Raw genomic sequence first — 23,382 nt, forward strand, 5'->3', positions numbered from 1 at the left:
AGGGCAAAAAATCCCCGAAAATGATACCGAGAAGATACAGTTTTCCCGCCCTATCCGTGATACCCACGGAAACGGCAGAAAGGAGCGTACCAATGCCACGCATGAGCAACAAACGGCGGCTTGAATGGAGCTTTTTCCTCAACCACCGAAACCGAATTACCTATAACGACCTTTGCCGGGGCTGCACCCACGATTGCAAGCAGAGTTTCCGAGCCGTGATTATCCTCTGCCACCGGTATTACTCCAAGCGTTGGAAACCAAAGGAGGACACCGCCTATGGCAGATAACCGCAAATATTACTACCTCAAACTGAAAGAAAGCTATTTTGATGATGACGCTATCGTGCTGTTGGAGAGTATGCCGGACGGTATTCTCTATTCCAACATTCTCTTGAAGCTGCACTTAAAATCGCTGAAAAACGGCGTCAAGTTGCAGCTTGACGAGAATATCCCTTACACAGCACAGATGATCGCCACTCTTACCCGTCAGCAGGTAGGCACGGTGGAACGGGCGTTAGGGATTTTTCAGCAGTTGGGGCTTGTGGAGCAGCTACACGGCGGCTTGCTCTACATGACCGATATTGAACTGATGATAGGGCAATCCTCTACCGAAGCGGAACGAAAACGGGCGGCAAGGCTTGCAAACAAGGCTTTGCCACCACCCCGGACAAACGGCGGACATTTGTCCGACATTCGTCCACCAGAGATAGAGATAAAGAAAGAGATAGATATAGAGATAGAAAAAGAGAGAGAGTTAGAAACGGGACAAGCCCCCGCCCGCAGCTATGGCAGATACAACAATGTTTTTCTTTCCGATACGGAACTGGACGAGCTGAAAGCGGAACTGCCCGACAAATGGGAGTATTATATTGACCGCTTATCTACTCATATAGCGTCCAAAGGAACGAAATACCGCAGTCATGCAGCCACGATATACAAGTGGGCGCAGGAGGACGAAGCCAAGAAACCGCCGAAAAAAGGCATACCCGATTACACCTTTAAGGAGGGCGAGAGTTTATGACTGAACTTTTTACCGATACCGTTTTGAATATGATGACTACTACCGCAGAGCCGGAGGACTACACGGGCGAGGACGGTCTGCTTTACTGCGGCAAGTGCCGCACGGCGAAAGAAGCCTACTTTCCCAAAGAAACCGCCGCATGGTTGGGGCATGACAAGCACCCGACAGAATGTGACTGCCAACGGGAGAAGCGTTTGGAATGTGAATCCGCCGAGGAACGCAGACGACACCTTGACACCGTTATGGAACTGAAACGCCGGGGCTTTACCGACCTCACCATGCAGGAATGGACTTTTGCACATGACAACGGCAAATGCCCGCAGATGAGCAAGGCACATTTATATGTGGAGCATTGGGAGCAGATGAGAGAAAACAACTATGGTCTGCTCTTGTGGGGCAAGGTAGGCACAGGAAAAAGCTATTTTGCCGGGTGCATTGCCAATGCCCTTATGGAACAGGAAATCTCCGTCCGCATGTCAAACTTTTCTGCGATACTGAATGATTTAACTGCCAGCTTTGAGGGGCGAAACGAATATATCGAGCGTCTTTGCCGTTTCCCTCTGCTGATACTTGATGATTTTGGTATGGAGCGTGGCACAGAGTACGGTTTGGAACAGGTCTACAATGTAATTGACAGCCGATACCGCAGCCGAAAGCCGCTGATTGTCACCACCAATCTAAGCCTTACGGAACTGCAGAATCCACAGGACACCGCCCACGCCCGTATCTATGACCGAGTGCTTGAAATGTGTCTGCCTATCCTCTTTACAGGCGAGAACTTCCGAAAGGAAACGGCACAAGCCAAGCTCAATGGACTAAAAGAACTGTTGAAGTGAAAGGAGTTGCCTATGACAGAAAACAAACAGAATAACAATGACCGCACCGACCGCCGCCCGGACTGTGTGACGGAAATCCGCATGGGCAACTCCGTCCTTACCGTTTCCGGCTTCTTCAAGCAGGGCGCAACCGATACCGCAGCCGACAAGATGATGAAAGTGCTGGAAGCGGAAGCTGCCACACAAAAAACAGCGATTTGACCGACCATAAAGAAGCAGATTTGACGCTTTTGTCGCTATACAGACAGCCGCCCCATGTGGTACAATCAAGGTACGGAATAGTGGGGCTGGCTGTCGGAAACGGAGGATTTTATGTTAAGACAGACCAACCAACAACCAATTACCGCCCTTTACCCAAGACTTTCCCATGAGGACGAGCTGCAAGGCGAGAGCAATTCCATTTCCAACCAGAAGCGTATTCTTGAAACCTATGCAAAGCAGAACGGCTTTTCCAATCTGCGCTGGTACACGGACGACGGTTATTCTGGTGCGAACTTTCAAAGACCCGGTTTTCAAGCCATGCTTGCGGACATTGAAGCCGGAAAAGTCGGGACAGTTATCGTAAAGGATATGTCGAGGTTAGGGCGAAACTACCTGCAAGTGGGAATGTACACGGAAATGATTTTCCCACAGAAAGGTGTCCGCTTCATCGCTATCAATGACGGAGTGGACAGCGCACAGGGCGACAATGACTTTGCCCCGCTGCGGAATATCTTTAACGAATGGCTGGTGAGAGATACGAGCAAGAAAATCAAAGCAGTAAAACGCTCAAAAGGCATGAGTGGCAAGCCCATCACAAGCAAGCCTGTGTATGGCTACCTCATGGACGAGGACGAAAATTTCATTATTGACGAGGAAGCTGCACCCGTAGTCAAGCAGATATACAACCTCTGCCTTGCCGGGAACGGTCCGACTAAGATAGCCCGTATGCTCACAGAGCAGCAAATCCCCACGCCGGGGACGCTGGAATACCGTAGGACGGGCAGCACCCGCCGCTACCACCCCGGCTATGAGTGCAAGTGGGCGACCAATACCGTTGTGCATATCCTTGAAAACCGGGAATACACAGGCTGTCTGGTAAACTTCAAGACAGAAAAGCTCTCTTACAAAGTCAAGCACAGTGTAGAAAATCCCCTGGAAAAGCAAGTGATTTTCGAGAACCACCACGAGCCTATCATAGACACCCAGACATGGGAACGGGTGCAGGAACTTCGCAAGCAGCGCAAACGCCCCAACCGCTATGATGAAGTGGGCTTGTTCTCCGGCATACTGTTCTGTGCGGACTGCGGCAGTGTCATGTATCAGCAGCGATACCAGACGGACAAGCGCAAGCAGGACTGTTATATCTGCGGCAACTACAAGAAACGCACCCATGACTGTACGGCGCACTTTATCCGCACCGACCTCTTGACCGCTGGCGTACTCTCCAATCTGCGGAAAGTGACAAGCTATGCGGCAAAGCATGAAGCTCGGTTTATGAAGCTCTTGATTGAGCAGAACGAGGACGGGGGCAAGCGCAGGAACGCCGCCAAGAAAAAGGAGCTGGAAGCCACCGAGAAACGCATAGCCGAGTTATCCGCTATCTTCAAGCGGCTGTATGAGGACAGCGTGACCGGGCGCATATCAGACGAGCGTTTCACAGAGCTGTCGGCAGACTATGAAGCAGAACAACGGGAGCTGAAAGAAAGAGCCGCTGCTATCCAAGCGGAGCTTTCCAAAGCACAGGAAGCCACCGTGAACGCAGAAAAGTTTATGAATGTTGTCCGGCGGCATACCAGCTTTGAAGAACTTACCCCTACTCTGTTGCGGGAGTTTGTAGAGAAAATTGTTGTGCATGAGTGCAGCTATGACGAGAACAAGACCCGTAGGCAGGACATTGAGATTTATTATTCTTTTGTTGGCAAGGTGGACTTGCCCGAATAACCGCCCGACCTGTCCGACACAATGCGCAAGTGCTGGATAGGAACGGCAAAATTTTTTACACTTCTATTACTTCTTTATCGCACATCAGTAAAGTCGGAAGCATTCCTGTGTTAAAACTTCGAAAAAACTGGACACACCCTTATTTTGCTGTATAATAGGTAATTGTCGGTCCTTTTTAGGGCTGGCAATTACTTTTTATTTAAATTGGGAAGAAAAAGGGAGAGTTTGAGGTATGGAAAAAATACGTCCAATGTTGTTTACAACATTGAAGAAGTATTCCGGCGCACAGCTGATGTCAGATGTGGTAGCGGGTATCATCGTAGCTATCATCGCGCTGCCGCTTTCGATCGCGCTGGCGCTGGCTTCGGGTGTAGGTCCGGAACAGGGTATCTACACGGCGATTGCAGCCGGATTTGTGATCTCATTTTTAGGCGGCAGCCAGGTACAGATTGCAGGTCCAACGGCGGCATTTGCAACGATCGTGGCAGGTATCGTGGCGAAGAGCGGCGTGGAAGGACTGGCAGTTGCGACGATCATGGCAGGTATCATCCTGGTTATCATGGGATTCTGCCATTTTGGTTCACTGATTAAGTTTATTCCGTTTACAATCACGACCGGCTTTACCTCCGGTATCGCGGTGACGATCGTCATCGGTCAGTTGAAGGATTTCTTTGGCGTAACCTATCCGGCAGGCATGGAGACGATCGAGACGATGCAGAAGCTGAAAGCGTTCGCGGCTGGATTCGGAAGTGTCAACCTGCATGCGATCATCGTCGGCGTGGTGTGTCTGGCGATTCTGATCGTGATGCCGATGATCACGGAAAAAATTCCGGGATCGCTGGTAGCGGTTATTGCAGGTATTTTAATGGTAAAATTCCTGCCGCTGCATGTGAATACGATCGGCGACCTTTACACGGTCAGCAACAAGCTTCCGGCGTTCCGTCTGCCGGTGTTTAGCTACGATGTGATTCAGGGTTCCCTGTCGGATGCGTTTACGATTGCAGTTCTGGCGGCGATTGAGTCTCTGCTTTCCTGCGTGGTAGCGGACGGCATGATCGGCGGAAAACACCGTTCCAACACGGAGCTGGTGGCACAGGGCGCGGGTAATATTATTTCCGCCCTGTTTGGCGGTATTCCGGCGACGGGCGCGATCGCGCGTACCGCAGCCAATGTCAAAAATGGCGGCCGTACCCCGGTTGCAGGCATGGTTCATGCGGTTGTCCTGCTTCTGATTCTGGTAGTTCTGATGCCGTGTGCAAGCTGGATCCCGATGCCGACCATCGCGGCAATCCTGTTTATGGTTGCCTACAATATGTGTCAGTGGAGAACCTTCGTCCGTCTGACCAAGACGGCTCCGAAGAGTGATATTGCGGTTCTGGTGATGACCTTCTTCTTAACCGTTATCTTCGATCTGGTTGTAGCGATCGAGATCGGTATGCTGTTATCCTGCCTGCTGTTTATGAAGCGGATGAGCGATGAGACGGGTGTCAGAAGCTGGCTCTATGTCGAAGAAGTAGAGGAGCAGAAGCGCAAAGAGCAGGAAGTAAGAAAAGCGAAAAAAGCCGGAAAAGAGCTTTCAGTGGAAGAGGCACAGCTCTTAGCGGCAGCTGCAGAAGATGAAGAAGCAGCCATGAAAGAACAGGCACGTTTGCGGGAGATTCCGAGAGAACTGGCTGTTTATGAGATTACGGGACCGCTGTTCTTCGGTGCAGCAGACCGCATCAACCAGATTGAAACCCGCGAGGAGACGAAATGCCTGGTTCTTCGTATGCGTGCCGTTCCGGCGGTTGACAGTACAGCGATGAATTCGATGGTTGCCCTCTATGAGCGCTGCCAGAAGAACGGCGTTACATTGATTTTGTCCCATGTCAACGAGCAGCCGATGCACGTGATGGAGAAGGCAGGATTTGTGGATATGATCGGACGCGATCATTTCTGCCCGAATATCGAGGCAGCACTTGATCATGCGGACGAGGTGCTGGGGAAATAATTATGGACATCTATCGGAGAATGGAAGAAGTATTTAGGCGCATTCCGGACGGCTGCGTGACGACTTACGGTCAGGTCGCGCTCCTGTGCGGTGCGCCGCGCCATTCCCGCCAGGTGGGATATGCACTCCGCACCAACCGCCTGGGCGATGTCCCGGCATTCAGGGTGATTAATTCCAAGGGCTTTCTAAGCGGCGCGGCGGCATTCGACTATCCGGGACAGCAGAAAAAACTGCTGGAACAGGATGGAATACGGGTGGACTCCACCGAGGACGGCGACCGCGTCGATTTGAAACAATATGGATGGAAACCTTCGATGGACGAGGCAGAAGAATTGTATGCGTTGTTTCGGAAGTTGGGGATCTGAGTGGGAATCAAGGAAAATGCATCTGAATGAGATGTTGGTAAGCGAAAGAAGTGAAATGAGATGGATAAGATGGCAGACGATAGGGGCTGCATCTTATCCATTTTTAATAGACATTTCTGACCGTTTATTATTAAATTGCCTCCGCGATTTGCCGTGCCACATAGACACCGCTGGCAGATGCATGGGAAAGGGAATGGGTAATACCGCTGCCGTCACCGATGACGTAGAGTCCATCATGACAGGTCATCAGGTTGTGATCCACTTCCACCTCCATGTTGTAGAATTTTACCTCCACTCCATAGAGAAGGGTGTCATCATTCGCCGTACCCGGTGCTACCTTATCCAGGGCATAAATCATCTCGATAATACCGTCCAGAATCCGCTTCGGGAGAACCAGACTCAGATCACCGGCTGCCGCATTGAGGGTTGGAACCGTAAAAGATTCATTGATTCTCTGCTGTGTGCTTCTTTTTCCGCGGATCAGGTCTCCAAAACGCTGCACAATTACACCACCGCCCAGCATGTTGCTGAGTTTTGCAATACTCTCTCCATATTCATTGGAATTCTTGAAGGGCTCTGAAAAATGTTTCGCCACCAGGAGGGCAAAGTTCGTGTTATGGGTCTGCTTTGTAGGATCCTCGTAGCTGTGGCCATTTACCGTTACGATGCCGTTGGTATTTTCATTTACCACAGCTCCCTTGGGATTCATACAGAAGGTGCGCACGTAATCCTCGTATTTTTCCGTGCGATACACGATCTTGCTCTCATAGAGTTCATCTGTAAGATCCGAAAAGATTTCAGCCGGCAGCTCAACCCGGACACCCAGATCCACGCGGTTGGAATTCGTATGGATATCCAGATCCCTGCATACCTTCTGCATCCACTTACTGCCGCTCCGTCCGGCGGAAATGATGCATTTCGTACCCTCAAAGGTTGTATCATCGCTGTAAACCTTGTAACCCTTCTCGGTCTTCTCCACGGTTTCGATGGCACAGTCAAAATAGAAATCTACCTTATCCTTCAGATGATCATAGAGGTGCTCCAGAACAACATAATTAATATCCGTACCCAGATGGCGAACCGAAGCATCCAGAAGATGCAGACCATGCTGCATGCAGGTTTTCTTGAACTTTGTTCCTGCAGTGGAATACAGCTTCGTTCCCTCCCCGCCAAAGCGGAGGTTGATTCCATCTACGTATTTCATCAATTCAATGGCCGTCTTCTTTCCGATATACTCATAGAGAGTACCTCCGAAATCATTGGTAATGTTGTATTTTCCATCAGAAAATGCACCGGCGCCGCCGAATCCGCTCATGATGGAGCAGCATTTGCAGTGAATACAGGACTTGATTTTATCACCATCAATGGGACATTTACGGTGCTCCAGCGGATGTCCTACCTCAAAAACAGCGATCTTTAAATCCGGTTTACGTTCCATCAGCTCATAGGCAGAAAAGATACCGCCGGGACCGGCGCCGATAATTAACACATCATACATATTGAAATTCTCCTTATTTTCCTGAAATTTAATTCCCTCTTTCTGTATTATAGCATAAATTCGAAAAAAGAGGCAGTACGTCATGCGCTGCCCCGAAACAGTATCCCCCATGTCGTCATGGCATCTTCCGTTATCATATCATCACCTCAGAATAAAGCTTTTTTTATGGCTGTAACCATCACCCTGATTCCCTTTGTAAAATTACCGGAGGTGTTTTCGAGCTTGATGACCTCTCCGGCGCTTCTTGGCAAAGGGCTGGCGCTGGGGCTTGTATCTACCTTTTTTCCGTTTGTAAGCTACACACTGGGACTCCGCCAGATGGAGGCAGGAAAAGCTTCGGTTCTGGCGTTTGCTGAGCCGATGGTGGCAGCTGTGGCTGGGATTGTGGTATTTGGAGAAATGCTGCGGGTTGAAAATGTGCTGGGCATTCTTTTGATTTTCACAGCATTGGTGGTGTTGAACAGCCGGAAAATAAAACGGTAAAATCAGGGGCTAATCGATAATGGAACTGTGATGAAAACACGGCTCACAAATCTTAAACGGATATCCAACCGGCAGTATCCGTCCGCAGCGCTGGCAGCGGGCGATGTAGCTTTTTTTGCCCTTGGACAAATACCGCATGATCGTACCCTCAGTGCGGCTGCGTTCCTGTTCGAGCCAGTCCTCGTCGATGATCTTGTCAAAACGGTGGGAGAACTGGTAGTAGAGGTCGAGCTTGCGGTAATACGTTTCGTATTTCTGCAGCCCCAGCTTGGAACCGGCGCCTTTGTCCGGGTGTTTCAGGCGTTTGTCCGCCGGGTAATCCTTGCAGTAGCGCAGCCATTGCAGGACAACCTGATGATCCTTGATATCGATGGGACAGCTGATCATGCGGTAGAGAATCCGTTTGTCATCGAATCCGTAGATATCGTCTCTGTGGCGTTCTGCCTGCGCATAAAGGCTTAAAATCTCATCGACGCTGACCTTTTCAAACGGAGGCGTCGGCTCAACGGATTTCCAGACTTTGATGATAACGTCCAGCGGCTCGTCCAGATCGAGGAGAATCTGCGGGAAACCGAGGCTGACTTTTTCGATCGGTTCCTCCTCCTGAGTAAGCTGTTCCCGGATATAATCGAGGGATTCCTGCCCCATCGCATTGACGTAGCCGGTGTCAAAGAGTCCGAAGCGTCCGGCGCGTCCGGCGATCTGCTTGATCTCCGGTACGGACAGACCGCGCCGGGTGGTGCCGTCAAATTTCTGAGTCTGGACAAATACGATACGCCGGACAGGCAGGTTGAGTCCCATGCCGATCGCGTCGGTGGCGACGACCACCTTGGTTTTGCCGCTGGTAAAAAGCTGCATCTGGCGGCGACGGATCTCCGGCGGCAGGCTTCCGTATATAACACTTGCCTTGATACCTTCTTCTTCCAGACGTCCCGCCACATCCAGCACGGATTTTTTGGAAAATACGACGAGTGCATCGCCGGGAAGAACACTTTCCGGGAAGGAAAATGGCGTGTCCTCACAGATGAGTGCAGTTTTGCGCTGATACCGGCAGATGGCAAGGCTGTCGCCGCATAGATGGATCAGGTGTGTGACAGCAGATTCAGCGGCGGGACTCATGCAGACATGGATTTCGTGGGCTTTCAGCCCCAGAATCGCCTTTGTCCAGCAATGCCCGCGGTCTGGATCGGCGGTCAGCTGCGCCTCATCAATCACGGCAATATCGTATTCCTCTGAGAAATCTGCCATCTCGATCGTCGAAGCTGTGATCCGGCTGTCATCGTCGGCGATACACTCCTGACCGGTCAGCATGGTGCTGGGGACGCCGCAGTCGTGCATTTTTTCATATACCTCAAGTGCCAGAAGGCGCAGCGGACCGAGGTAAGTGCCCGTTTTTGCTGTTTTTAAGCGTTCCAGCGCGTGAAATGTCTTGCCGCTGTTGGTCGGTCCGATGTGGAGAATGAAACGGCGGTTCATCGCCATAGTTTCCGGAAATTCCAGCTCTGGACGGGATGGGACGAGATCCATGATTTTATACTGGATGACGTAGCGCTTATAGATCTGGTAAAGTTCCAGAAGTGTCTGCGTACAGAGCTGACCATCCAGTTCTGTTTCCAGATAATTCAGAAAATCCATGGAAATATCATCGCGCTGGGCGGGCAGAAACATTGCCTCATCCAGGCGGATAAGCTGTGGCAGCAGGCTGCTTTCAATGAGCTTTGTGACAGCATCGTTGTGCGAACGGTACGCAAAATAAGCCAGATTTTTGATCTGGCGGTGCCATTCCTCCAGCGAGAGGCTGGTGACCTGCGTCGGTTTGGTGCGTTTCAATGTTTTTAACAGCCGGTTCGTCCGCTCGTTCAGATCGCGGGGGCGGGAACTGGTCTTTCGTTTTTTCTTGCTTGCCGCCTGATATTGGCGGATATATGTCTGAAGAAGCTGATTTGGCTCGAGCATTTGAACGTCTCCTCTTTATGTAAATATCCTGTCCGATAAATCTTCTGGTTTAAAGCTTCATTTGATATAGGAATGTTTCTATTATCGCAGAAGTTGCATGGATGTGCAAGAACGGGAAATCAGATTGCAGAAAAATATAAAAATATTTGATATAATAAGAACACTTAGTTAAAACAGAAAGGTCAACATCTATATGGCATCAAACTATAAAACGGGCGCCAGCCTGAATTTAACTCCTTTCGAAATGCAGCTTCTAAGCCGCAGCCCCCTGTTTCGAGGCGCGGGCGAATCCGGAATCGGGGAGATGCTGTCCTGTCTGGGGGCGGAGGAACGCAGTTATGAAAAAGAAGAAATGATTTATCGCGCGGGGAATACAGTCACATCTCTGGGTGTGGTGATGCACGGAAGTGTGATGATTGTCAACGATGATCTGTGGGGCAACCGCAGCATTCTGGACCGGGTAGAACCGGGACAGATTTTTGCGGAGACATATGCGTGCGTGCCGGGGGAAAAGCTGCTGGTCGATGTGTTTGCAGCGGAGGTGACGGAAGTGCTGTTTTTAAATGTTGGAAAAATGCTGTCGCAGTGTCCCAATTCTTGCGGACATCACACGCAGCTTATCCGCAACCTGCTTGCAATCTCGGCGCAGAAAAACTTGCAGCTGTCCCGCCGGATCTTCAATACATCGTCGAAATCCATCCGGGGACGGCTTCTGTCGTATCTCTCCGATCAGGCGGTAAAAAATGAGAGCGAGAGATTTGATATCCCATTCAATCGCCAGCAGCTCGCCGACTATCTGGGTGTGGACCGGTCGGCGCTGTCGGCAGAGCTGGGGAAAATGCAGCGGGAAGGGCTTCTGGAATTTAGAAAAAATCACTTTCATTTATATGAAGAGGTTAGAAGCTTGTAGATTACAAACAAAAATACCCTGTCAGGAGCATTAAAATCCGACCGACAGGGTATTTTTAGTGAAAATCCCTATGGGTGTAACAAGACCGGCTGTCCATTCCCTATACTTTCCTGCACCGGCTGTTTCAGCATATCTAGAAATGCCTGTGCCGCCGGCGTCAGCGGGCGCATCGGGTTTTGCAGGACGAGGATCTGGCGCTTCGGGATAGGGATATTTAGGTGAAGCTGGAACACGCGGTAGTTGATCAGGTAGTTCCGGGCAAATTCCGAGGGAACAAAGCCGATTCCCAGATTGTGGGATACGGTCGGGGCGATCAGGTCGTTGGAAGAAACTTCGATGCTCGGGCGCAGATCCAGCCCCTGTTCCTCAAAGAGATTGTCCCAAAAAAGCCGCGTCGTTGTGCCGGACTCCATGCTGACAAGTGGGTGCATACAGAGCTCTTCGAGAGAGAGTGTGCGGTTTTGCAGCTCGGAAAAACGGTTTCCGGCGATGACGATGTCCTGGAACTCGGCAACCGGCATCACGTGAACCAGATCCAGATCCTTCATGATCTCGTGGATCGGAGAAATGATGACGGCAAAGTCATTTTCCCCGGCCTTTAAGGAAGAAGCGGTGATCGGCGCAGAGTTGGAATGAATCTGCACGGTCACATTCGGAAAACGCTGCTGGAATTGTTCAATATAAGGAAGCAGAAAGAAGCGCATTGTCAGCTCGCTCGCACCGATCGAAACCTTGCCGCTCTGACTGTTCGTGTATTCTTTTAAAAGCTCTTCCGCTCGTCCCATCTGCTGGCAGGGACGGTTGATCTGGCGGAACAGGATCCGCCCTTCATCGGTCAGGGTCACGCCTTTTTGGGAGCGGTTGAAAAGTTTGCACTGAAGCATATCTTCTAAATTATGAATGTATTTTGTTACGGTTGGCTGCGTGAGGCAGAGATTCAAAGCCGCCTGGGTAATATTCTGGCATCGAGCCACCTCATAGAAAACCTTGTAGTAGTCGAAACTGATGTCCATGTATGTAGTTGAAATCCTTTCTGTATGTCGGACTGTTTCTGCCTGATTGAAACAGTGTTTATCTGATTTTATATCTGTACGTGTATTTACCAAATATAGTCACACTTTATCGTATTTTTCCAGAAATGTCCAGCCACAATAACGATTACCAATAACTATCACCATTCATTTTATCTATGGATATAGGAAAAAAATATAATTTTACCATTTGTATTTCCGGGAGTAAGATCGGGAACAGACGGGAAGAATGTGGAGACACAGGAGAAAACGTTACTGGGCACGTATGCGTGAACAGTAACTAGAACACGTGGCGGCATCGGGAAATGAAAGAAAAATAGCCGGGGCAGCCGCGGGAGAACAACCCGGAGAGAGGAAGTGACAGTATGGGAGATCTGGGTGCGACCCTGATCAAGGAATTGAACTGTGAGACAGCCTTTACAATTGGCGGGATCGGCATATCAGAATCCGTTGTGGTTACATGGATCATGATGGCAGTGGTGCTCGTGGTTTCACTGATTGTGACGCACGGTCTGAAAGTTGAACATCCCGGACGCGGACAGCTCCTTCTGGAGAACGCTGTTACGTGGCTGCAGGGCATTGGCGAGGGAATCCTCGGAGAGGAAGGAAAAGGCTATGCGCCGTATCTGACATCCGTGCTGATGTATCTGGGCGTGGCGAACCTGCTTGGTATACTGGGATTCAAGCCGCCAACCAAGGATTTGAACGTCACGGCAGCACTGGCGCTGATGAGTATTGTGCTGATTGAGACAGCAGGGATTCGGGTCAAAGGTTTAAAAGGATGGTTAAAGAGCTTTACAGAGCCGATCGCCATCGTGACACCGATCAATATCATGGAGGTATTTATCAAACCGTTGTCGCTGTGTATGCGACTGTTCGGAAACGTGCTGGGCGCGTTCGTCATCATGAAATTGATTGAATACATCCTTCCGGTAGGGCTTCCGGTATTGTTCAGCGCTTACTTTGATATTTTTGACGGTCTGATTCAGGCGTATGTATTTGTCTTTCTGACAGGGCTTTTTATCAAGGAATCAATCGAGTAATAGAAGAGAAATAGAAAATTACAAAAAGGAGACTTTATTATGGGTACAATCATTGCAATCGGAGCAGGTCTGGCAGTTCTTGCAGGCGCAGGAGCCGGAATTGGTATCGGAATCGCCACATCTAAGGCGACTGAGGCAGTCGCAAGACAGCCAGAGGCAGAGGGAAAAATCACAAAGATTCTATTGTTAGGTGCGGCACTTGCCGAGGCAACTGCTATTTATGGTTTCGTTATTGCCCTTTTGATTATTATTCTTTTAAGCTGATACGATAGAAAACGAAAGGTGGGGCAAGGCTATGTTACGGTTGGACATCAACCTGGTTTTTACGATCATCAACCTTTTAATCTGGTATGCGATTATCCGTATTTTCCTCTTTAAGCCGATCAACAAAGTGATCGATAAACGGAATGCAGCCATTCAGGAAAAGTATGATGAGGCAAAAAAGATGCAGGAAGAAGCGCAGGCGGAGAAAGAGAAATACGCAGCCTGCCAGGATGAAATAGAAGTAGAGAAAAACAAGGTGCTGGATGCGGCGCGTGCGAGTGCACGTGAGGAAGGACGCCAGCTGATTGAAAACGCCCAGAAAGAGGCAGATAAAGTCATCCGTAAGGCGGGCGAGGATGCACGCCGGGAGAAGGACAAGATGCTCGAACAGGCGAAGCATGAAATTTTGTCGCTGGTTCTGGACGCGGCGGCTGGTTCGATGAACAAGAAGTCGGATGACAGCGCTCTTTATGATGAGTTTTTGAAGAAAGCGGGTACGACGGAGAATGAAGAAACTTGATGTCTATTTACAAGAAATAAAGAGGCAGAAGATTTCTGTCGATGATCTGCAGCATGCGGCTGAGATACTGGCTGCGACACCGCAGCTTCCGGCAGAGCTTGAAAATCCGGATTTGACCCGTGAGAAGCGGGAAGATCTGGTTCGTAGCCTGTTTCCGCTGGCAGTCCGGGGAATCATCGAGGTGCTGGCACAGGATCAGACAATGAAAATGATGCCGGATCTGATTAAGGAAGCGGAGGCGTTTGAAAAGCCGGATAAATATCTGCGCTGTGTGCTGGAATATGTCAAAGAGCCGGATGAAAAACAGGCAGCCGGAATCCGGAAATTTCTCTCGGAGAAATATCCGGGACGGGAACTCCGGATTGTGAAGGAAGAAAAGCCGGAGCTTGGAAGTGGTTTTATCCTCCGGGTCGGAAGTGAGGAATATGACTGGAGCACGGAGGGAAGAAAACGGGCGCTGGCAGATAAATTAAAGAATCTGGCAAAAGAGCCGGATTCGGGTGATTTCCTTACACAGAAGGGAATCATCGGGATTCTGAAAGGAAATCTGGATGGAATCGACATTTCGGTCCGTGAGATCGGTACGGTCAGCCGGGTGGGCGACGGCATCGCCTATGTGGATGGAATCGACCATGCGATGTACGGTGAGATTGTGGCGTTTGACGGCGATGTGAGAGGCATGGTACAGGATATCCGGTCGAAGGAGATCGGCTGCATCCTCTTTGGGCATGCGAACACCATCGGAGAAGGAAGCCGCGCGATGCGGACCGGCAAGATGGCAGGTATCCCGGTTGGCGAGGGATTCTTAGGGCGTGTTGTAGATGCGCTGGGCAATCCGATCGACAATAAAGGGGAGATTGAGGCAGCCGGATACCGCCCGGTGGAGTCACCGGCGCCGGGTATTATCGAGCGTCAGTCAGTTGATACCCCGATGGAGACCGGTATCCTCTCGATCGATTCGATGTTCCCGATCGGACGCGGACAGCGTGAGCTGATCATTGGCGACCGCCAGACCGGTAAGACCTCGATCGCGGTGGATACGATGCTGAACCAAAAGGGAAAAGACGTGATTTGCATCTATGTGGCGATCGGTCAGAAGGCTTCAACGGTATCGAGACTGGTTCATACACTGGAAAAACACGGGGCGATGGAGTACAGCATCGTGCTGGCAGCGACGGCGAGTGATCCGGCGTCCTTACAGTATATCGCGCCGTATGCAGGAACGGCGTTGGCAGAATATTTCATGCATCAGGGAAAAGATGTTCTGATTGTCTATGACGATTTATCGAAACACGCGGTTGCGTACCGTGCACTGTCTCTTCTGATGGAACGTTCCCCGGGACGTGAGGCATATCCGGGCGATGTATTCTATCTGCATTCCCGTCTGCTGGAGCGCTCGGCGCGGCTTTCGGATGAGCTGGGCGGTGGTTCAATCACAGCGCTGCCGATTGTCGAGACACAGGCGGGCGATGTGTCGGCGTATATCCCGACCAACGTTATTTCCATCACAGATGGACAGATTTTCCTGGAAAGTTCGCTGTTCTTCGAGGGCATGCGCCCGGCGGTCAATGTAGGGCTTTCGGTATCGCGTGTCGGCGGCGCAGCGCAGACCAAGGCGATGAAGAAGGCAGCCGGAAGCGTACGTATCGACCTGGCACAGTACCGCGAGATGGAAGTATTTACACAGTTTAGCTCCGATCTGGATCCGGCGACTAAGGCACAGCTTACCTACGGCAGCGGTCTGATGGAGCTGTTAAAACAGCCGCTTGAGCATCCGCTCTCGATGGAAGAACAGGTTGTGATTCTGTATGCGGCGACGAGCCATCTGCTGGTAGATATTCCGAAGGAAAAGCTGAAGACATTCCAGGGCGGTCTTTACGAATATATGAGAAGCTCCTACCCGCAGGTGGGAGACGCACTCCGCACGACGAAGACACTCAGCGAGGATATCCAGCGCGAGATTGCGAAGGCGGTGGGCGAGTACAAGGCAAAATTCCTGAAAGCACAGGGAAATGCGCTGGAGGCAGCCACAGCGGATGCAAAACTGGATAAGCAGTAAGGCGGTGATGGAAGATGGCAGGACTCAGAGAGATCCAGAACCGGATCCGGAGTATTCAGGATACGCGCAAGATCACGAACGCGATGTACCTGATATCTTCGACGAAATTAAAGAAAGCCAGAAAAGAACTGGCAGAGACGGAGCCGTATTTCTATGCATTGCAAAATGTCATCCGGCGTATCCAGAGGCATCTGCCGAACATGGAAAGTCCCTATTTTGAAAAAGAAGGGCACCAGTCGAAGAAAACGGGGCTGCTGGTTATTTCCGGCGATAAAGGGCTGGCGGGTGCTTATAACCATAACATCATGAAGATGGCGGATACATTTTTAAAGGATCCTTCCCGCGAGGTACATCTGTTTGTCATCGGTGAGACGGGGCGGCAGTTTTTTGCCTCCCAGCACATCCCGATTGAAGAAAATTTCCAGTATACGGCGCAGGATCCGACATTTAACCGGGCAAGGTGGATTGCAGGAATGCTTCTGGAACGATATTTGTCGGGTGATTTGGATGAGATCCATGTCCTGTATACAAGAATGGAAAATGTGATGCAGAGTGTGGCGAAGGATAAAAGGGTGCTTCCGATTACCAAGCCGGATATGCACGGAATGGCGATTCCGGTCGATGTGCGGCTGGAGGAGTTTTCCCTCCGGCCAACGCCGGAGGAAGCGATGAATGCGATCGTTCCGAACTATGTAGCCGGATTTATCTACGGCGCGCTGGTTGAGTCGTTCTGCAGCGAGCAGAATGCCCGTATGATGGCGATGGATGCGGCGACGGATAATGCGGATGCACTTTTAAAAGATTTGAATACGATGTACAACCGGGCGCGGCAGGCGGCGATCACACAGGAGATCACCGAAGTATGCGGCGGCGCGGCTGCACAGAGACGAGAACGAGAAGAGGAGATGAGAGTGTGATGGGAGAACAGGCGGCAGAGACAAAAAAGACTGAAACCAGCCTGCCGGAAGGTAAGATTGTCCAGGTTTCCGGTCCGGTTGTCGATGTGAAATTTGAGAGCGGTCCCCTTCCGGAGATCCGGGACGCGCTCACAGTAGAAAATCAGGGAAAGACGTGTGTGATGGAAGCTGCCAAGCACATGGGAAATAATATCGTCCGCTGCATCATGCTGTCGGCAAGCGAGGGCTTGAGCCGTGACATGAAGGTAACACCGACGGGAGAAGGCATTTCCGTTCCGGTTGGCGAAAAGACGCTTGGACGTTTGTTTAATGTTTTAGGTGAGACGGTAGATGGAGGAGAAAAGCTGGATGGTGAGGAGCACTGGTGTATTCACCGGGATCCGCCGCCATTTGAGGATCAGAGCCCGGTCGCGGAGATTCTGGAGACGGGCATCAAGGTTATTGATCTTCTGGCGCCGTATTCCAAGGGCGGAAAAGTCGGTCTGTTTGGCGGCGCGGGCGTCGGAAAAACAGTCCTGATTCAGGAGCTGATCCGGAATATTGCGATGGAGCAGGGCGGTTATTCTATCTTTACGGGTGTCGGTGAGCGTTCCCGTGAGGGCAATGACCTCTGGAGTGAGATGAAGGCATCCGGTGTTCTGGAAAAGACAGCGCTCGTGTTTGGACAGATGAACGAGCCGCCGGGAGCTCGTATGAGAGTTGCAGAGACCGGGCTTACGATGGCAGAATATTTCCGTGACAAAATGCACCGGAATGTGTTACTATTTATCGATAATATTTTCCGTTATGTACAGGCAGGTTCGGAGGTTTCAGCGCTGCTTGGGCGTATGCCGTCGGCGGTTGGTTATCAGCCAACGTTAGCGAATGAGATGGGCGAGCTGCAGGAGCGGATTGCCTCGACGAAAGATGGTTCGGTCACTTCAATCCAGGCAGTCTATGTACCGGCGGATGACTTAACCGATCCGGCACCGGCGACTACCTTTACCCATCTGGATGCGACTACGGTTCTTTCCAGAAAGATCGTAGAACAGGGTATTTACCCGGCGGTCGATCCGCTGGAATCCTCGTCCCGTATTCTGGAACCGGATGTGGTCGGAGAAGAACACTATGAGACGGCCAGACGGGTGCAGGAGATTTTGCAGAAATACAAGGAATTGCAGGATATCATTGCAATTCTGGGTATGGACGAGTTGTCTGAGGAAGATAAGCTGACCGTCGGCCGCGCAAGAAAGATACAGCGTTTCTTATCCCAGCCGTTCCACGTGGCGGAGAACTTTACCGGTGTACCGGGCAAGTATGTGCCGTTAAAGGATACCGTCAAGGGCTTTAAGGCAATTCTGGATGGTGAGATGGATGCATACCCGGAGGCAGCATTCTTCAATGTCGGAACGATCGAGGATGTAGTGGCAAAGGCGAAGGCTTTAGAGAAACAGGAGGCGTAGGAACGGATGGCAGATTTTCATGTAAAAATCATATCCAGCAACCGGACATTCTATGAGGGAGTCTGCCACTGTCTGATCCTTCCGGCGGTGGACGGTGAGATGGCTGTCATGGCGCACCATGAGAGCGAGATCGTGGCAGTCAAAGCGGGAGAAATGCGTTTCCAGGTGACAGAGGACGGTCCGTGGGAGGCGGCAGTCGTCGGGCAGGGCTTCTGTGAGATCGCCAACAACCGTGTTATGTTGCTGGCAGATACGATCGAGAAACCGGAGGAGATCGACCGGATCCGGGCGCAGGAGGCATTAGAGCGTGCGAAAGAGCGGCTGCGCCAGAAACAGAGTATTTCCGAGTATTACAGCACCCGCGCGGCGATGGCGAGAGCGCTGGTTCGTCTGAAAGAGACGGAAAAATTTGTGGACTAGGTGCGTTAGAGGCGGATTTGAGTCTGATGTAATTCTGTGGCAGATGCGGTTCAGAAAGAAATGACAGAAAATCAGTAAGAATGGAGAACAGGGCATGACATTACTTCAGTTAAAATACGTGGTGGAGGTGGCGGCAGCCGGAACCATCAGCGGGGCGGCAAAAAAACTTTATATTGCACAGCCGAGCCTCACGGCGGCGATCAAGGAACTGGAGCATGAGATTGGATTTTCCCTGTTTACCCGCACGAACAAGGGCGTAGTGATTTCCCCGGACGGGGAAGAATTTCTGGGGTATGCGAGACAGGTGATCGAGCAGGCAAACCTGATCGAGGAGCGCTATTTTGGCGCTGTGCCGCAGAAACGCCAGTTCTGTGTCTCCACCCAGCACTATTCCTTTGCCGTTGAGGCGTTTGTCGATCTGATCCGCGAGTACGGCGGAGAAGAGTACGATTTCCGTATCCGCGAGACGCAGACGTATGAGCTGATTGAGGATGTGGCGAAGCTTAGGAGCGAGGTTGGCGTGCTGTATCTGAACCGTTTTAACGAGACGGTGATCCGCAAGACGCTGCGGGAACACGACCTCAAATTTACGCGGCTTTTTATGGCAAAACCGCATGTATTTATCGGTGCGGCCAATCCGCTTGCAAGCCGCAGTTCCATCACCCTGTCGGATTTGGAACCTTATCCGCGTCTGTCCTATGAGCAGGGCGAGCACAATTCCTTCTATTTCTCCGAGGAGATCCTCAGCACGCTGGACAGCCGCAAGGACATCCTGGTGTCCGACCGCGCGACCCTGTTTAATCTTCTGATCGGGCTGAATGGGTATACGATCTGCAGCGGTGTCATCAATGAGGAACTGAACGGACCGAATATTGTAGCGATTCCGCTTGATGTGGACGATTATATGGAGATCGGTTACATTACCCACAATCGCGTGACACCGGGACGGTTTGCGGGACTGTATATTGAGGCGTTGAAGCGGAGAGTGGGAGTGCCGGTTTCCAAAGTGTCTACCCGTGAACCAATAACCAGAATTCCTGTTTCCGACAGGTGATTTTTTTGGTTTGACTTTTTTTAAAACAGGAAATATAATAATACCGAAACGAGTAGCAAACGAGCGTAAATCCAGTTTTGCTACTCTTTTTTTATTATTCCATAAAGAATGTGCCAAGGTGCATTTTTTATTAAATTTTATAAAAATGCCATTAAAAAGTGTGTTGCAAAATAAATGCTTTTGAAATAAAGTCTTCCGGAATGGGAAAACATGAGTCAATCCGAGAGTTTTACAGAAAATATTCAAGGAATGTGCATAACCTATATTTGCTGTCACAGAAAGATGTGGGGAAAGAGGAAAATTTATTGTTGAAACCGTTTTATTTGCTGCCATTTTTAATGTGACAAATCGAAATCCTTTGCCGAAGATAGATTTGTATGGAAATAGGAACGAAATCGGAAAGAGGATGATAGAATGCGCAGAATAGAGGAATGATTTCATGTCAGCGTCCATAATCGGCACTTCCTTTTTGTAAGAAATGTGGTATACTCGATAGAACATGAAAACCATATTAAAAAAGGTGAAAAGCAGAATGAATCATATTTCAATTACAACCCTGGAAGCGCCGGAACTGGATATCTACGCCCGGCTGAGCGAGGGGCAGTTATTTCATTATAATGAACCAAAGGAAGGTCTTTTCATTGCGGAAAGCCCGAAGGTCATCGGGCGGGCGCTCGACGCGGGATATGAGCCGGTTTCTTTTCTGATGGAAGAACGCCATATTGAGACAGAAGGGCGGGAGATTCTGGAACGCCCGGTGTGTGCGGGAGTGCCTGTGTTTACGGCACCATTTGATGTGCTGACGCGCCTAACCGGCTTTAAACTGACGCGCGGGATGCTGTGTGCAGTGAAACGGAAGAAAATGCCGGGGATCGAGGAAATCTGTGCAGGTGTCAGACGGATCGCGATTCTTGAGAATGTAGAAAATCCTACGAATGTGGGGGCGATTTTCCGGTCAGCGGCGGCGCTCTTTATGGATGCGGTGCTTCTGACACCGGGATGCAGTGACCCGCTGTACCGCCGCGCAAGCCGTGTCAGTATGGGAACAGTGTTTCAGGTGCCGTGGACGTACATTCCGAAGGGCGACTGGGCGGAGAACAGTATGGAAACGCTTAAGAAGCTGGGATTTCGCACGGCGGCGATGGCGCTCAGTGACCGTTCCGTGAGTATCGCGGATCCGGCGCTTTCGCAGGAAGAAAAATTAGCGATCATTCTCGGAACCGAGGGTGACGGGTTGGCGGCATCGACGATCGCGGCGTGCGATTACACCGTGAAAATCCCGATGTCGCACGGCGTGGATTCGCTCAACGTGGCAGCAGCGAGTGCAGTGGCATTCTGGCAGCTGGGCATGGGAAACAGGAAATAAAGTTCTGGCTGTGTAAAAAAAATGTACATTGTTTAAATGCGTTTCAAATGCCAGAAATGAGTGCGGAAATGGATGGAAAGAATCGTTTGGAGGAAGGAGAAAATAGAATGAAGTGTCCAAAATGCGGACAGGAAGCAGTTGGAAATTTTTGCAGTAACTGCGGAACTCCGCTTGTAAATGATACAGTACGCCGAGAACAGGAAACGGTGGGAAGAAAGCCGGAAAATAGCTATGACGACGGTGATTCAGAACAGCGGAATCCAGCTCGGATGGAATCGGATGAGAAAAAGGCGGAATCCGGCTCTGGATCGAAACGAAACAGTCAGGAAAAGCGGAGCAGCCAGAGTCAGGACGCACAGAAGCGTGAGGAAGAGCGCCGCGACAATGAACGCTGCCAATCCCAGGCACAGGAGGATGCCCGCCGTGACCGTGAAGCGGCATCGCGCAGACGACAGGACGCGAGACGTTCTTCTTCCAGCGCGAAAGAGGATAAGCGGGATGCAAAACAGCAGAAGCAGATGGAAAAACGCCTTCATGCTCTGGAGTCGGAGCGGGAGCGCTCAGAGCGTCAGAAAAACCGGATGGAGCGCAGCCACCAGCGGGAACTGGAACGCCAGTCCCGGGAGGCAGAGCGCACCAGACGGGCGGCGGAGCGCAGTGAGGCGCATACGCAGAGTGACTCAAATGACGGTCCGTCCGTGCTGGATGTGACGGCAGCCGGAGTAACCGGCGTGGTTGTGCTGATGGCGCGCGTGATGCAGGCAGCCAGCTTTCTTCTGATGGCGGGAATCACCTGGGCGAATGCGAAGGCATTTCGGTATGGCGGCGACGATCTGGGCTATATCGGAACTATGATTACCGAGGAAAATTATGGTCTGGGGCTGTATGTAGGGATTGGCGTATTTCTGGTACTGATGGGCGCGATCTGGTGCCTGTGGATTCTGTCAGGCAAGCACGCGGGTGGTAAAGTACGGCTGCAAAAATACGATACGGGGCGCGGATTTATCCCGTTTATAATCATCCTTGTTCTGGTATTAGTAGCCGGTCCGGCCGCGTACCTGATGCCGAAGAATGCGGGCAGCTTACAGCCGATTGTGGACGGCGGCTATGCGGCGCTGGAGGCGATCAATGCAAACCACGGATTTCTGCTGTTCTGCAGTATCGGAGGCGCGATCCTTTCGTTTATCCGGAAAATGCTGCTGGTATAATTTTATAATTCATCTAATTGCCCGAACTGATACCCCATTTCCTCCCATTTTGCCAGAAGTTCATCGAGAATCTGAGCGTTGGTCTGCGAAGTGCTGTGCAGAAGGACGATCGCGCCGGGGTGGATGCGCGTCAGAAGCTTGGAAAATGCTTCTTCTTTGGATGGCTGCTGATCCTGCATCCAGTCCACATAGGCGAGACTCCAGAAAAAGGTCTTGTAGCCGAGCTCCTTTGCCATCTGCAGATTCGATTCACTGTATTTGCCCTGCGGCGGACGGTAATATTTTTTCATTGTCTGCCCGGTGACGGACTGGTAGAGTGTTTCCAGGGCAGTCAGCTCCTTTTCAAATGCTGCTTTGTCGGAAATGCGGGACATATCGGGATGGTGATACGTGTGGTTGGCGACGGTGTGACCCTCTGCGATCATCTGTTTTACCAGTTCAGGACTGGTTTCGAGATAGTTGCCGACGACGAAAAAGGTTGCCGGGACATGGTGTTTTTTCAGTGCTTCCAGAATGGCAGGTGTGCAGCCGTTTTCATATCCGGCATCGAAGGTCAGATAGATGACGGGCTTGGAGGTATCGCCTACATAGAAAGCGTCAAAGTTTTTTAAAGTGTCGGCGGAGGCATTGCCGACCGGTGTCTGCCCTGGACTGGGAAATCCAAGTCCCCAGTTTCCATCTGCGGAAACCGGAATCGAGCCGGAATCAAAGGCAGGCGGGAGTGAGCCACAGGCGATAACAGGCGCTGAAACCGTGTGCCCGGATGGACGGCGCAGGAAATGCGCGGCAGTCTGCCCGGCGAAGAAAGAGACGGCAAACAGGGCGGGAACCAGCAGCGGGGAAATGATGTGCCGGAAACGTGATGGAACAAAATGCATGGGAAAATGAATGAACATGATGTGACCTGAAAGATATATTTTCATAAGTATATGAAAGAAGGGGGAACATCATGTTTTTATTATAATTTGGTGTCCGTGAAATGCACCGAATCGGAAAAACCAAGCGGTACCATATAACAAATTTTATGTGCTGACATAACAAATTAATGCTTGTCATGCCCTTTGTACCTATGTTATT

General features: G+C 50.8%; 23 protein-coding genes. 19 read left to right on the forward strand and 4 right to left on the reverse strand.

The genetic code is table 11. The features are described 5' to 3' along the window. The first annotated feature begins 92 nt into the window (after window positions 1-92). The 7 genes from PG862_RS09195 (at window position 93) to PG862_RS09225 (ending at window position 6,134) form a co-directional block, all read left to right on the forward strand. On the forward strand, window positions 93-287 hold the full coding sequence (locus tag PG862_RS09195; protein WP_005932484.1) for a hypothetical protein: 195 nt from the start codon (window positions 93-95) through the stop codon (window positions 285-287). Further along, window positions 277-1,020: a phage replisome organizer N-terminal domain-containing protein gene (locus PG862_RS09200; RefSeq protein WP_270707203.1), complete on the forward strand. Its 744-nt coding sequence runs from the start codon at window positions 277-279 to the stop codon at window positions 1,018-1,020. The genes PG862_RS09195 and PG862_RS09200 overlap by 11 nt, the downstream gene beginning before the upstream one ends. Beyond that, entirely contained in the window at window positions 1,017-1,856 is an 840-nt protein-coding gene (locus PG862_RS09205) for an ATP-binding protein (RefSeq protein WP_118760167.1), read from the forward strand. Before PG862_RS09200 ends, PG862_RS09205 begins: the two co-directional genes overlap by 4 nt. A 12-nt stretch (window positions 1,857-1,868) precedes the next feature. Beyond that, window positions 1,869-2,057, forward strand: a complete 189-nt coding sequence (locus PG862_RS09210) for a transposon-encoded TnpW family protein (RefSeq protein WP_118736848.1) — start codon at window positions 1,869-1,871, stop codon at window positions 2,055-2,057. Between the two features lie 111 nt (window positions 2,058-2,168). Beyond that, window positions 2,169-3,779: a recombinase family protein gene (locus PG862_RS09215; protein ID WP_006773196.1), complete on the forward strand. Its 1,611-nt coding sequence runs from the start codon at window positions 2,169-2,171 to the stop codon at window positions 3,777-3,779. Window positions 3,780-4,011: 232 nt separating this feature from the next. Beyond that, window positions 4,012-5,769: a SulP family inorganic anion transporter gene (locus tag PG862_RS09220; RefSeq protein WP_117796187.1), complete on the forward strand. Its 1,758-nt coding sequence runs from the start codon at window positions 4,012-4,014 to the stop codon at window positions 5,767-5,769. A gap of 2 nt (window positions 5,770-5,771) precedes the next feature. After that, a complete protein-coding gene (locus PG862_RS09225; RefSeq protein WP_022359068.1) occupies window positions 5,772-6,134 on the forward strand; it encodes an MGMT family protein in 363 nt (120 codons plus the stop codon). Between the two features lie 130 nt (window positions 6,135-6,264). On the opposite strand, the gene PG862_RS09230 is transcribed toward PG862_RS09225, so the two are convergent. Beyond that, on the reverse strand, window positions 6,265-7,632 hold the full coding sequence (locus tag PG862_RS09230; protein WP_270707204.1) for an NAD(P)/FAD-dependent oxidoreductase: 1,368 nt from the start codon (window positions 7,630-7,632) through the stop codon (window positions 6,265-6,267). Window positions 7,633-7,797: 165 nt separating this feature from the next. Here PG862_RS09230 and PG862_RS09235 point away from each other — a divergent pair, with 165 nt between their 5' ends. Beyond that, entirely contained in the window at window positions 7,798-8,115 is a 318-nt protein-coding gene (locus PG862_RS09235) for an EamA family transporter (RefSeq protein ID WP_270707206.1), read from the forward strand. Window positions 8,116-8,124: 9 nt separating this feature from the next. On the opposite strand, the gene PG862_RS09240 is transcribed toward PG862_RS09235, so the two are convergent. Continuing rightward, on the reverse strand, window positions 8,125-10,071 hold the full coding sequence (locus PG862_RS09240; protein ID WP_270707208.1) for an SUV3 family DEAD/DEAH box RNA helicase: 1,947 nt from the start codon (window positions 10,069-10,071) through the stop codon (window positions 8,125-8,127). A gap of 193 nt (window positions 10,072-10,264) precedes the next feature. Between PG862_RS09240 and PG862_RS09245 the strand changes: the two genes are divergently transcribed. Next, complete coding sequence (locus tag PG862_RS09245) at window positions 10,265-10,981, forward strand: Crp/Fnr family transcriptional regulator (RefSeq protein WP_022359065.1); 717 nt, start codon at window positions 10,265-10,267, stop codon at window positions 10,979-10,981. A gap of 68 nt (window positions 10,982-11,049) precedes the next feature. Here PG862_RS09245 and PG862_RS09250 read toward each other — a convergent pair whose 3' ends face one another. Then, entirely contained in the window at window positions 11,050-11,994 is a 945-nt protein-coding gene (locus PG862_RS09250; RefSeq protein ID WP_270707210.1) for a LysR family transcriptional regulator, read from the reverse strand. Between the two features lie 383 nt (window positions 11,995-12,377). Here PG862_RS09250 and PG862_RS09255 point away from each other — a divergent pair, with 383 nt between their 5' ends. The 10 genes from PG862_RS09255 to PG862_RS09300 all read left to right on the forward strand — a co-directional run bounded on the left by PG862_RS09255 (window position 12,378) and on the right by PG862_RS09300 (window position 22,305). Continuing rightward, window positions 12,378-13,055: a F0F1 ATP synthase subunit A gene (locus PG862_RS09255; RefSeq protein ID WP_107000520.1), complete on the forward strand. Its 678-nt coding sequence runs from the start codon at window positions 12,378-12,380 to the stop codon at window positions 13,053-13,055. 39 nt (window positions 13,056-13,094) lie between these two features. Then, window positions 13,095-13,319, forward strand: a complete 225-nt coding sequence (gene atpE, locus PG862_RS09260; RefSeq protein WP_022359062.1) for an ATP synthase F0 subunit C — start codon at window positions 13,095-13,097, stop codon at window positions 13,317-13,319. Between the two features lie 31 nt (window positions 13,320-13,350). Next, window positions 13,351-13,839 (forward strand): ATP synthase F0 subunit B, encoded by a 489-nt coding sequence (locus tag PG862_RS09265; protein ID WP_118491621.1) that lies wholly within the window; start codon window positions 13,351-13,353, stop codon window positions 13,837-13,839. Next, complete coding sequence (atpA, locus tag PG862_RS09270; RefSeq protein WP_118652318.1) at window positions 13,826-15,898, forward strand: F0F1 ATP synthase subunit alpha; 2,073 nt, start codon at window positions 13,826-13,828, stop codon at window positions 15,896-15,898. Before PG862_RS09265 ends, atpA begins: the two co-directional genes overlap by 14 nt. A 14-nt stretch (window positions 15,899-15,912) precedes the next feature. After that, the gene (atpG, locus tag PG862_RS09275; RefSeq protein ID WP_107000517.1) at window positions 15,913-16,815 is read left to right on the forward strand and encodes an ATP synthase F1 subunit gamma; all 903 of its coding nucleotides are present in this window, start codon (window positions 15,913-15,915) and stop codon (window positions 16,813-16,815) included. Beyond that, window positions 16,815-18,257, forward strand: a complete 1,443-nt coding sequence (atpD, locus tag PG862_RS09280) for a F0F1 ATP synthase subunit beta (RefSeq protein ID WP_431833072.1) — start codon at window positions 16,815-16,817, stop codon at window positions 18,255-18,257. Before atpG ends, atpD begins: the two co-directional genes overlap by 1 nt. Window positions 18,258-18,263: 6 nt before the next feature. Continuing rightward, window positions 18,264-18,677 carry an ATP synthase F1 subunit epsilon gene (gene atpC / locus PG862_RS09285; RefSeq protein WP_107000516.1) on the forward strand — a complete coding sequence of 138 codons (414 nt, stop codon included), beginning with the start codon at window positions 18,264-18,266 and terminating at the stop codon, window positions 18,675-18,677. Between the two features lie 94 nt (window positions 18,678-18,771). Next, complete coding sequence (locus PG862_RS09290; protein WP_118468162.1) at window positions 18,772-19,731, forward strand: LysR family transcriptional regulator; 960 nt, start codon at window positions 18,772-18,774, stop codon at window positions 19,729-19,731. Window positions 19,732-20,263: 532 nt separating this feature from the next. Continuing rightward, window positions 20,264-21,097: a TrmH family RNA methyltransferase gene (locus PG862_RS09295; RefSeq protein ID WP_270707212.1), complete on the forward strand. Its 834-nt coding sequence runs from the start codon at window positions 20,264-20,266 to the stop codon at window positions 21,095-21,097. 107 nt (window positions 21,098-21,204) lie between these two features. Next, window positions 21,205-22,305 (forward strand): zinc ribbon domain-containing protein, encoded by a 1,101-nt coding sequence (locus PG862_RS09300; RefSeq protein ID WP_107000513.1) that lies wholly within the window; start codon window positions 21,205-21,207, stop codon window positions 22,303-22,305. A 2-nt stretch (window positions 22,306-22,307) separates the two neighbouring features. Here the strand turns inward: PG862_RS09300 and PG862_RS09305 are convergent, their stop codons facing one another. Beyond that, the gene (locus tag PG862_RS09305; RefSeq protein ID WP_270707213.1) at window positions 22,308-23,201 is read right to left on the reverse strand and encodes a polysaccharide deacetylase family protein; all 894 of its coding nucleotides are present in this window, start codon (window positions 23,199-23,201) and stop codon (window positions 22,308-22,310) included. Window positions 23,202-23,382 lie beyond the last annotated feature (181 nt).

Source organism: Clostridium fessum (genome assembly GCF_027698965.1).
GTDB classification, from domain to species: domain Bacteria; phylum Bacillota; class Clostridia; order Lachnospirales; family Lachnospiraceae; genus Otoolea; species Otoolea fessa.